Source organism: Caballeronia choica (assembly GCF_001544535.1).
In the GTDB taxonomy this organism is placed as follows: Bacteria; Pseudomonadota; Gammaproteobacteria; order Burkholderiales; family Burkholderiaceae; genus Caballeronia; species Caballeronia choica.
On the sequence record NZ_FCON02000338.1, the window covers coordinates 1 to 3,211 of the forward strand.

At 57.1% G+C, this 3,211-nt stretch carries 4 protein-coding genes; all 4 read left to right on the forward strand.

Features of this window, described 5'->3' with window-relative positions; genetic code table 11:
- Positions 1-246: 246 nt before the first annotated feature.
- The 4 genes from AWB68_RS43490 to AWB68_RS43505 all read left to right on the forward strand — a co-directional run bounded on the left by AWB68_RS43490 (position 247) and on the right by AWB68_RS43505 (position 2,436).
- Positions 247-828, forward strand: coding sequence for a DUF7713 domain-containing protein (locus tag AWB68_RS43490; protein ID WP_087650262.1), 582 nt, complete (start codon positions 247-249; stop codon positions 826-828).
- Between the two features lie 190 nt (positions 829-1,018).
- Positions 1,019-1,600, forward strand: a complete 582-nt coding sequence (locus AWB68_RS43495) for a hypothetical protein (RefSeq protein ID WP_235028853.1) — start codon at positions 1,019-1,021, stop codon at positions 1,598-1,600.
- A gap of 273 nt (positions 1,601-1,873) precedes the next feature.
- Positions 1,874-2,110 (forward strand): type II toxin-antitoxin system ParD family antitoxin, encoded by a 237-nt coding sequence (locus AWB68_RS43500; RefSeq protein WP_087650264.1) that lies wholly within the window; start codon positions 1,874-1,876, stop codon positions 2,108-2,110.
- Entirely contained in the window at positions 2,107-2,436 is a 330-nt protein-coding gene (locus AWB68_RS43505) for a type II toxin-antitoxin system RelE/ParE family toxin (RefSeq protein WP_087650265.1), read from the forward strand. The genes AWB68_RS43500 and AWB68_RS43505 overlap by 4 nt, the downstream gene beginning before the upstream one ends.
- The last annotated feature ends 775 nt before the right edge of the window (positions 2,437-3,211 follow it).

Genomic DNA, 3,211 nt, shown 5'->3' on the forward strand with positions numbered 1-3,211 from the left:
CAAGAGAAGGCTCGGCTCGCGCGCAGGCAAGAGCAGATTGCGAACAATCGACATGGTCGACCGCGTTGACCAACAAGACGCGCTTCAATTGCCGGTTAGATTTTGCATAAAACGATTTGCCGGCTTTTAATCGGCCTCTGAAATCGGCTGTCGCAGCCTGTCACGAATCTCGCGAGGACCGTCCGGTAGTTTTTAGCGCATGCGACAATCCCAGTATCCTGGACCGGATGCCCGGACGGTGCTCTCATGACGCAATCCCGATGTGACCGCTGTAGCGCGACAGGGCCCGCACACGACTTTATAAGTGCCGGGTCGAACGGCACCTGGCGTGTGCTCTGCAGTCGATGCTTCAATTCTGAGATGGCGCGATTCGCTGACGTTCACAACTTTCAACATCCAAGCTTTACACCACTTCATCTACGCGATGCGGACGGCAACGATCACAAATTTCACTTCCGCAGTTTGCTGCTTGGGGATCAGCTGTCGCTTGAGGCGTTCGAGCTTGCGGGACACGACGAGTTCGCAGGCTACCGATTTCAGGTGCTCGGTGAGGCCGGGTCTGAGCCGTTCGCCTTATTGGGTCGGCTGATACGGAAGATGAAGCGGGCCGTAGTCACGAAGCACCTGAGAACCGATTCCGGCAGCCTGCAAGTCGCTGAGACGACACTCCGGGGCCGCATCGAAGGGAACGGGAACGAAAACGGTAATCGGCCGTGCGTGGTCATAGATGGACGACGCGTCGAATGGAACGACTTCGGCGCGATGCTTTTAGCATTCGAAGGATGGCAGTTCCGGCTCGAGATGTTCGACCCGAGTGACGAGGCTTGATGCCGGCCTTGACGCTCCTCGCCGTACTGTGCTCAGTCATTTCCTTCCGCTGCGTACCGCGTGGTAGAGAGCGCGCCTCGCTCCATCGCGTCGCGGTAGAGCGCTGATACGTACGTACGCGTCATGGCAATGCGCACCGACAAAAAATCGCCTGAGTTCGACAGTCCCTTCGCATTCGTACTCTTTCAAGTTGCCACCACGTACCGCTTCCTGTAGAAAGCGGAGGACGACACAAATGAACCATGCCAACTTTCATATTGGTCTTGAATTTATCGGCTCCGCCGGCTTTCGGTGGCGCTGCACCGACATCGGCACCCGAACGATTCTCGCGATCCAACTTGATCGCGACGATGATCCGAACTGGTATCGAGGTCCGCCGTACATCGCCAAGGAAGTCGTGTTCGACGAGCACGAAATGACGAATTGCCATCTCACCGACGAGGATGCGATCAGAGCTGCGCTTCATGAAGCTGACACATCGGGGCATCCCGGTTTTTCCGGCGAAGTCGTCAAGCACATGATGCACGCCCGGTTCGAGGAAGTGGAGACACGGTATCCGCATAAAGGTGTACTACGATTTGACAGGCGGACGATCGACGGTGAGATCCTGCATCCGTATGCAGTGAGAAAGGACGGCGAGGGCTGGATCATGCGCCTCTATCTACCGTTCCAGCAGTCATACAGCGAAATGTCCGAACGCGATTTCATCGCGCTGCCGGTCGCGAGGGAGGCAGATGTGCGGGCGCGCGCGGACCGATCAACATCCCTGTGAATCGCATATCTTTTTGGCTTAAATCTAACGCGACGTGGATGTGAATAATTGCGCAGGAGATACCGTCGATTCCCCATAAGGTGGATCGGGCGCAGCCGCTATCCCGGTGCGCAGCGGCCTGCGTGCCGACGGTATCGCGAAACGCGTGGGGCAAGCCGATGCGAGCCACTTCCCATCGTCGGCCTTCAGGGCCAGCATATCCGCGACTGGCGGGTGAGGCTTCGGCAAAGCCGCCCTTTTGGCAAATTTTGGCAAATCTGATATGATGGGTCCATGACTACCATGAACATTTCCCTACCGGATACGCTGAAAATGTTCGTCGATGAGCAAGTCAACGAACGGGGCTACGGCACCAGCAGCGAATACGTCCGCGAACTGATCCGCCGCGATCAGCATCGTCAGCAATTGCGCACGCTTCTAATGGAAGGTGCGACGTCAGGCCCGACGGCGCCGGTTGATGGAGACTATTTTGAGTCGCTACGCACGAGAGTGCGTAATGCGGCCAAATGAGGTCCAAGCCGGTAATCCCTAGCCATCGGGCGCGTCAGGACGTCGAAACCGAGACTGACTACTACCTTTTCGAAGAAGGCTCAGCGCAGGCCGCGCTGGGATTCATCGATGCTGTCGAAGAGGCGTACTTGCGGTTGGGGAGAAATCCCGCCCTGGGATCTCCGCGCTATGCCTACGAACTCAATCTGCCCGGACTTCGGTCGTGGCCGCTCAGACGTTACCCGCAACTTGTTTTTTATGTAGACCGGGACGATCACGTCGAAATATGGCGCGTGATTAATAGTGCGCGGGATATCCCCGCGTGGTTGCTCAACGAGAAGGAGTAGGCTCGCGTCGCATCGATCCCTTTCGGGACGCCACAAAGACGAGTACCTTCTACCACATAGACGTAGCAACCAGTCTCCCTGACTGGGCGCTGTTCGAATCGCGAGAATGCTCCGGATCGTAGCCATGGAGTGTTCGACGATCGGCCTCGGCGTTTGCTGCCGCGCATTGGAAGCTCCGGAGTTCTGACACTCAGGCGTCTGCAAACTGCGGAGAGATCAGGCTTGCCCCGTCCTGCGTATCGAGACCGGGAACACTCAGCTGGCTGGGCAGCCATGTTGGCCATGCGGCAATTGTTGTCGCCGTCCAACTTTTTCGTAGCAGGTACCAACCAGAGTCGGCGTCGGACAGGCATCTGCGAGGGGTGCGCATTGGGAGGCAACGCAGCACTCACAGCACGGGAATTTCTTGTGAGTAAATCAAATACATATTAAATGTCAAAGCCATTTTGAAATGTCGTAGCGCCGGCTAAATACAGATGTCGTGTTTTTGATGTGTGATTTACTCTGTCTTCAACGGTTTGAATCCACGTAGTGTCGAAGGACGGCCTTGATCAGACAGGGGCGTGTCAGACCGTTCAGCGAGTGCGAGCAGACCGCTGGCCAGGTGTTGAAGGCGTCTTCGACTGCTGCGCGACCTGCGCGATTGCCTGATCCAGATCGGCTCGCGTGAATGCGCGCGGATTCTTAGTGCCGGGCAAGGGTTTGGGTTTGCGTACCGCCGCACCACGATTCGTACGTGACGGCGAACCCGAAGTCCGGCGGTTGTCGCGCTGTG